The following is a 7970-nucleotide window of genomic DNA, read 5'->3' on the forward strand; positions in this document are numbered from 1 at the left end:
TTGGGTCGGTTGGTGGCCCGGCATTTGGTGGTGGGTCATGGGGTGGGTCGTGTGGTGTTGGTGAGTCGGTCGGGGGAGGGTGCGCCGGGTGTGGACGGGGTGCGGGCCGAGTTGGAGGGGTTGGGTGCGGAGGTGGTGGTGGCGGCGTGTGATGTGGCTGATCGGGCCGCGTTGGAGGGGCTGCTGGAGTCGGTCTGTGGCGATGGTGGGTTGCGGGGTGTGGTGCATGTGGCGGGTGTGTTGGACGACGGGGTGTTGTCGTCGTTGTCGGGTGAGCGGTTGGGGGGTGTGTTGCGTCCGAAGGTGGATGCGGCGTGGAATCTGCATGAGTTGACGCGGGGTATGGGGTTGTCGTTGTTCGTGTTGTTCTCGTCGGCTGCGGGGGTGTTCGGGCCGGCGGGGCAGGCGGGGTATGCGGCGGCGAACGCGTTCCTGGACGGGTTGGCGCAGCATCGGCGTGCACAGGGCCTGCCCGCGCACTCCCTGGCGTGGGGTTCGTGGGACACCAGCGGCGGCGGCATGCTGGACGGTCTGGCGGACGCGGACGTCGCGCGGATGGCCCGCAACGGCGTGACCCCGCTGGACCCGGCGACCGGCCTGGCGCTGTTCGACCGGGCGCTGACCGTCGACCGCGCCGTCCAGATCCCGGTTCGGCTGAACCTCGCGGGCCGACGGGGCGAGGACGTTCCGCCGATGCTCCGCGGGCTGGTCCCGACCGCGCGGACCGGTCGCCCGACGGGTGCCGGCGCCGAGGCGTCGGCGCCGAGCGGCCCTTGGGCGGGGCTCGCCGGGGAGCAGCGCGCCCAGGCCCTGCTGGCCCTGGTGCGCGGCGAGGCGGCGGCCGTCCTCGGCCATGCCTCGGCGGCGGCCGTCGCGTCCGACCAGGCGTTCAAGGAGCTCGGATTCGACTCGCTGTCGGCCGTCGAGCTGCGGAACCGGCTGACCGCCGCGACCGGGCTGGCTCTGCCCGCGACGCTCGTTTTCGACTACCCGACGCCCACCGCGCTCGCCGACCACATCGGAACCGAACTCGGCGGGGTGGAGCCGGTGGTTGCGGGTGGCCCGGTTGTGGGTTCGGTCGTGGGTGGGGTGGAGGAGCCGATCGCGATCGTGGGGATGAGTTGCCGTTACCCGGGTGGGGTGCGGTCGCCGGAGGGGTTGTGGCGGCTGGTTGCGGAGGGTGTGGACGCGGTTTCGGGGTTCCCGGTGGATCGTGGGTGGGATCTGGGGGCGTTGTACGACCCGGATCCGGATGCGCGGGGGACGTCGTATGCGCGGGAGGGTGGTTTCCTGCACGAGGCGGCGGAGTTCGACCCCGGGTTCTTCGGGATCTCGCCGCGTGAGGCGCTGGCGATGGACCCGCAGCACCGCCTCCTGCTGGAGACCTCCTGGGAGCTGTTCGAGCGGGCCGGGCTCGACCCGGGCTCGCTGCGGGGCAGCCGGACGGGCGTGTTCGCCGGCGTGATGTACCACGACTACGCGACGGTGCTCGCCGGTGGCGCGGACGACGTCGAGGGCCACATCGGGAACGGCAACTCGGGCAGCATCGCGTCCGGGCGGCTCGCCTACACCTTCGGGCTGGAGGGTCCGGCGGTGACGGTCGACACGGCGTGCTCGTCCTCGCTGGTGGCGCTGCACCTCGCCGTCCAGGCGCTGCGGTCGGGCGAGTGCGACCTCGCGCTCGCCGGCGGTGTGACGGTGATGTCCACTCCGGCGACCTTCGTGGAGTTCTCCCGTCAGCGCGCGCTTTCGGCGGACGGCCGGTGCAAGGCGTTCGCGGACGCGGCGGACGGCACGGGCTGGGGCGAGGGCGTCGGCATGCTGCTGGTCGAGCGGCTGTCGGACGCGGTGGCGAAGGGGCACAACGTCCTTGCGGTGGTGCGCGGTTCGGCGGTGAACCAGGACGGCGCGTCCAACGGCCTCACGGCCCCGAACGGTCCGTCGCAGCAGCGGGTGATCCGCCAGGCGCTGGCCAACGCGCGGCTGACGACCGAGGACGTGGACGCGGTGGAGGCGCACGGGACCGGCACTCGCCTGGGTGACCCGATCGAGGCCCAGGCGCTGCTGGCCACCTACGGCCGGGACCGGTCGGCCGACGAGCCGCTCTGGCTGGGGTCGCTGAAGTCGAACATCGGTCACACGCAGGCTGCCGCCGGTGTGGGTGGCGTGATCAAGATGGTGATGGCGATGCGGGAGGGCGTCCTGCCGCGGACGCTGCACGTCGACGAGCCGTCGAAGGAGGTCGACTGGTCGGCCGGCACCGTCGAGTTGCTGACGGACAGTCGGGCCTGGCCGGAGACCGGGCGGGTGCGTCGTTCGGCGGTGTCCTCGTTCGGTGTGAGCGGGACGAACGCGCACGTCATCCTGGAGCAGGCCGCGCTGCCGGTCGAGGAGACGGTCGAGGAGGTCGTCGAGCTCCCCGTGGTGCCGGTGGTGCTGTCGGCCAAGTCGGAGACGGCGCTTCGTGGCCAGGCCGCCGCCCTGTTGGAGCGGGTGCGCGGCGGCGAGGTCCGGGCCCTGGACGCGGCCTTCGCACTGGCGACCTCGCGCTCGTCGTTCGGCCACCGGGCCGTGGTGGTGGCGGCCGGGCACGCCGAGCTGCTGGCCGGTCTGGAGGCGGTGTCGTCGAACGGGTTGCTGCCTGACGGGTCCGTCTCGGGCGCGGGTTCGGTGGGTTCGGGTGCGGTGTTCGTGTTCCCGGGGCAGGGGTCGCAGTGGCTGGGGATGGCGGCCGAACTGCTGGATTCGTCGGCTGTGTTCGCGTCGCGGATGGCGGAGTGCGAGCGGGCGCTGAGTGGCCTGGTGGACTGGTCGCTGACCGAGGTCCTGCGCTCCGAGGATGAGGGGTGGCTGGGCCGGGTCGATGTGGTGCAGCCGGTGCTGTGGGCGGTGATGGTGTCCCTGGCGGAGGTGTGGCGTTCGTTCGGCGTGCTGCCGGCCGCCGTGCTGGGGCATTCGCAGGGTGAGATCGCCGCTGCCGTTGTCGCCGGGGGTCTGTCGCTGGAGGATGGCGCTCGGGTGGCGGTCCTGCGGTCGCGGGCGATCTCCCGCGAGCTCGCCGGCTCGGGCGGCATGGTCTCCGTTGCCGTGGGTGTGGACGGGGTGCGGGGCCTGCTCCGCGAGTGGGCCGGTGACGGCGTCTCCGTCGCTGCGGTCAACGGCACGGCGTCGACGGTGGTGTCGGGCCCGGCCGAGCCGCTGGAGGCGTTCACCGTCTGGTGCGAGGCGCGCGAGGTCAGGGTCCGCCGTGTCCCGGTGGACTACGCCTCCCACTCCTCGATGGTGGAGGTCCTGCGCGAGGGCCTTGCCCAGGACCTGGCCGGCATCACCCCGCTGACCGGCACCGTCCCGTTCTGGTCGACCGTCACCGGCGGTTTCCTGGACACCGCCGCCCTCGACGCGGAGTACTGGTACACGAATCTCCGTCAGACGGTGGAGTTCCGTGACGGCGTCGAGGGTCTCCTCACGGCCGGTCACGGCTTGTTCGTGGAGGTGAGCTCCCACCCGGTGCTCGTCCCCGCGATCGAGGAGGTCATCGGCGAACACAGCCCGGATGCCCAGGCGGCGGCCGTCGGCACCCTGCGCCGCAGTGAGGGTGGCCTCGCCCGGCTGACGGCCTCCCTCGGGCAGGCCTTCGTCCACGGCGCCCCCGTCACCTGGCCGACCCTCTTCGAAGGCACCGGCGCCCGCCGCGTCGACCTGCCCACCTACGCCTTCCAGCACAACCGCTACTGGCCGACGGTCGCACCTGCCCGCACCCTGACCACGGAGGTCGTGGACGAGGAGTTCTGGGCGGTCGTCCAGGGCGAGGACCAGGAGGAACTGGCTCGCATGCTCGACCTGGGCGACGACGCCCGGGGCACGCTGGACACCTTCCTGCCCGCGCTCTCCACCTACCGCAGGCGCCGCCGCGAGAAGTCGGCCGGCGACGAGTGGCGCTACCGGGTGGTGTGGGAGCCGATGGCTGCCCCGGTGCCCGGGCCGGAGAGCGGCCTCACGGGCACGTGGCTTCTGGTCGCGGCGACCGGCGTGACCGACCCGCGCTGGCTGGACGCCGCCGCGCAGGCGGTGAAGAACGCCGGCGGCGAGGTCCGGGTGCTGGAACTCGACCCGGCAACCGCTGTCGGCGGAGATCGAGCGGGCCTCGCCCGTCGGGTCGTCGAAGCGGCCTCGGCGTTCGAGGCGGCGGGAGCGACCGGGACCGCCACCGGCGGTGGATTCGCCGGTGTCGTCTCGCTGCTGGGCATGGACGAGCGGTCCGTGCCCGGCGAGGCGGGCGTGGGTGCGGGCGTGGCGGCGACCCTGCTTCTGGTGCAGGCGCTGGGAGACGCGCGTGTCGCCGCGCCGCTGTGGGTTCTGACCCGGGGCGCCGTCCTCGTCGACGGGTCCGCAGGCCCGATCTCGCCGGTGCAGGCGCAGGTGTGGGGTCTGGGCCGGGTGGCGGCGTTGGAGCACCCCGAGCGTTGGGGTGGTCTGGTCGACCTGCCGCAGGAGCCGGACACGGCGGCGCTGGACCGGCTGTCCGCCGTGCTCGCCGGGCCCGGCGACGAGGACCAGGTGGCGCTTCGCGCCTCGGGCGCGTTCGCCCGCCGTCTGGTCCGGGCTCCCGGTGACGCCGGGGTGGCACCCGTGGCGGAGTGGCGGCCGTCGGGGACGGTGCTGGTGACGGGCGGTACGGGCGCCTTGGGCGGCCATGTGGCGCGCTGGCTGGCGGGCCACGGTGCCGAGCACCTGCTGCTGGTCAGCCGGCGCGGCTCGCAGGCGCCGGGTGCCGATGAGCTCATGGGCGAGCTGTCCGCGCTGGGCGCGAAGGTGACGGTCGCGGCCTGTGACATCGCCGACCGTGCCGCGCTCGCCGCCCTCCTGGACGGCATCCCGGCCGAGCTCCCGCTCACCGCCGTCGTGCACACCGCCGGTGACGGATCGTCGGCCCTGCTGGACGACTGCGGGGTGGACGACCTGGCCGGTGTCGTGCGGGCGAAGGTGGCCGGGGCGATGCACCTCGACGAGCTCCTGGGCGACCGGGAGCTGGACGCCTTCGTCCTCTTCTCCTCGAACGCGGGCGTGTGGGGGAGCGGCGGTCAGGGCGCCTATGCCGCGGCGAACGCCTACCTCGACGCGCTGGCCGAGCGGCGCCGGCTGGCAGGGCGTCAGGCCCTGTCCGTGGCCTGGGGAGCCTGGGCCGGCTCGGGCATGGCCGCCGACGAGGCGGTGGCGGAGCAGCTGCGGCGCCGGGGCGTGCTGGAGATGGCCCCGGCCCTGGCGGTGGCCCTGCTGGTACGGGCGGTCGGCGAGCGGGCGGCCTGCCTGACCGTCGCCGACGTGGCGTGGGAGCGCTTCGCGCCCGCGTTCACCTCGGTTCGCCGCAGCCCGCTGATCAGCCGGATCCCGGAGGCAACCGGGGTGCTGGAAGCGGCCGGAGGCGCCGAGGAGGGCCCGGAGCAGGGCGAGGACCGGGCCCGGCAGCTGCGTGATCGACTGGTCGTGTCCAATCCTGTTGATCAACGGCGTATGCTGGTCGAGTTGGTACGCGAACACGTGGCAGCCGTGCTGGGCCACGCGTCGGCGTCCTCGGTGGAACCGACCACGGCCTTCTCGGAGCTCGGTTTCGACTCGCTCTCCGCGGTCCGGCTGCGCAACCAGCTGAACGCGGCCACGGGCCAGCGTCTGCCCGCGACGGTGGTCTTCGACTACCCGACCACCGTCGCCCTGTCGGACTACCTGCTCACCTGCCTCGTCGGCGAGGAGGCGAGCCCCGACGAGTTCGTCCTGGCGGAGCTGGACAAGCTCGATCCGCTGATCACCACGGCCTCGGCCGAGCAGTCGAGCGGCCGCAGGATCGAGGCGCGGCTCGAAGCCCTGCTGACCAGGATCCGGGAGTCGCGCGGCGGAGCCGCACTGTCCGGCAAGCCGGGCGGCGCGGGCGCGGACGGCGAGGAGGGGCTCGCCCTCGACCTGCTCGACGAGGCGACTCCCGACGAGATCCTCGACTTCATCGACAAGCAGTTCGGGCGGTCCTGACTCCCTCCCCTCCCTCCCCCCACAGCTACTTGACCCGGCACGAAGCAAGGGAATGAACGATGGCGGACGAAAAGAAGCTCGTCGACTACCTCAAGTGGATGACGGCCGACCTGCACAAGACCCGGGAGCGGGTCCGCGAGCTTGAGGAGTCGGCGCGGGAGCCGATCGCGATCGTGGGGATGAGCTGCCGCTACCCGGGCGGCGTGCGGTCGCCCGAGGACCTCTGGCGGCTCGTCGTGGACGGCGTGGACGCGGTCTCCGCCTTCCCGGCCGACCGGGGCTGGAACGTGGACGGGTTCTACGACCCGGACCCGGAGCGGGCCGGCGCCTCGTACGTCAGGGACGGCGGCTTCCTGCACGACGCCGGTGACTTCGACGCGGACTTCTTCGGGATCTCGCCGCGTGAGGCGCTGGCGATGGACCCGCAGCAGCGACTGCTGCTGGAGACCTCCTGGGAGGCCCTGGAGCGGGCCGGCATCGACCCGCTGTCCGTGCAGGGGAGCGACACCGGTGTGTTCGCCGGCGTCATGTACAACGACTACGCGTCCGCGGTGAAGCAGGCCGCCGAGGACTTCGAGGGCCACCTGGTCACCGGGAACCTCACCTGCGTCGTCTCCGGGCGCATCTCCTACACCCTGGGTCTGGAAGGGCCCGCGGTCAGCCTCGACACCGGGTGCTCCTCCTCGCTGGTCACCCTGCACATGGCCTGCGAGGCCCTGCGCAAGCAGGAGTGCTCGCTGGCGCTGGCCGGCGGCGTGTCGGTGATGGCGACGCCGGGCGCGTTCGTGGAGTTCAGCCGCCACCGCGGTCTCGCGGCGGACGGCCGGTGCAAGGCGTTCGCGGAGGCGGCGGACGGCACGGGCTGGGCCGAGGGCGTCGGCGTCCTGGTGCTGGAGCGGCTGTCGGACGCGGTGGCCAAGGGGCACAACGTCCTTGCGGTGGTGCGGGGTTCGGCGGTGAACCAGGACGGAGCGTCCAACGGTCTGACCGCCCCGAACGGTCCGTCGCAGCAGCGGGTGATCCGGCAGGCACTGGCCAACGCGCGGCTGTCGGCCGGGGACGTGGACGTCGTCGAGGCGCACGGCACCGGCACCCGGCTGGGTGACCCGATCGAGGCGCAGGCACTGCTGGCCACCTACGGGCAGGGCCGGGACGCCGAACACCCGCTGTGGCTGGGCTCGTTGAAGTCGAACGTCGGTCACACCCAGGCTGCCGCCGGTGTGGCGGGTGTGATCAAGATGGTGATGGCGATGCGGGAGGGCGTCCTGCCGCGGACGCTCCACGTGGACGAGCCGTCGCGCGCCGTGGACTGGTCGGCGGGCACGGTGGAGCTGTTGACGGAGGAGCGGGCCTGGCCGGAGGTGGACCGTCCTCGGCGGGCGGGTGTGTCGTCGTTCGGTGTGAGTGGGACGAACGCGCACGTGATCCTGGAGCAGGCCGCGCTGCACGTCGAGGAGACGGCCCAGGAGGTCGCCGGGCTTCCGGTGGTGCCGGTGGTGCTGTCGGGCAAGTCGGAGGCGGGGCTGCGGGCGCAGGCCGCCGCGCTGCTGGAGCGGGTGCGCGGCGGCGAGGTCCGGGCGCTGGACGCGGGGTTCTCGCTGGCGACTTCGCGTTCGGTGTTCGAGCACCGGGCCGTCGTCGTGGCCGGGAACCACGATGAACTCGTGTCCGGTCTCGGCGAGTTGGCTTCGAACGGGGTGCTATCGAGTGGTCTTGCCACCGGCGCCGCTGAGGGGGCGGTGTTCGTGTTCCCGGGGCAGGGGTCGCAGTGGCTGGGGATGGCGGCCGAACTGCTGGATTCGTCGGCTGTGTTCGCGTCGCGGATGGGGGAGTGCGAGCGGGCGTTCGAGGGTTTGGTGGACTGGTCGCTCGTCGAGGTCGTGCGGTCGGACGACGAGGGGTGGCTGGGCCGGGTCGACGTCGTGCAGCCGGTGCTGTGGGCGGTGATG

General features: G+C 73.0%; 2 protein-coding genes. Both read left to right on the forward strand.

Annotated features, from left to right (window positions below; translation table 11 throughout):
- The first annotated feature begins 12 nt into the window (after positions 1–12).
- Positions 13–6021 (forward strand): type I polyketide synthase, encoded by a 6009-nt coding sequence (locus AB0N76_RS38430; protein WP_363565494.1) that lies wholly within the window; start codon positions 13–15, stop codon positions 6019–6021.
- 59 nt (positions 6022–6080) lie between these two features.
- On the forward strand, positions 6081–7970 hold a 1890-nt coding region (locus AB0N76_RS38435), incomplete at its 3' end, for a type I polyketide synthase (RefSeq protein WP_363565495.1).

The sequence above is a fragment of the Kitasatospora sp. NPDC093806 genome (assembly GCF_040683335.1).
Classification (GTDB): domain Bacteria; phylum Actinomycetota; class Actinomycetes; order Streptomycetales; family Streptomycetaceae; genus Kitasatospora.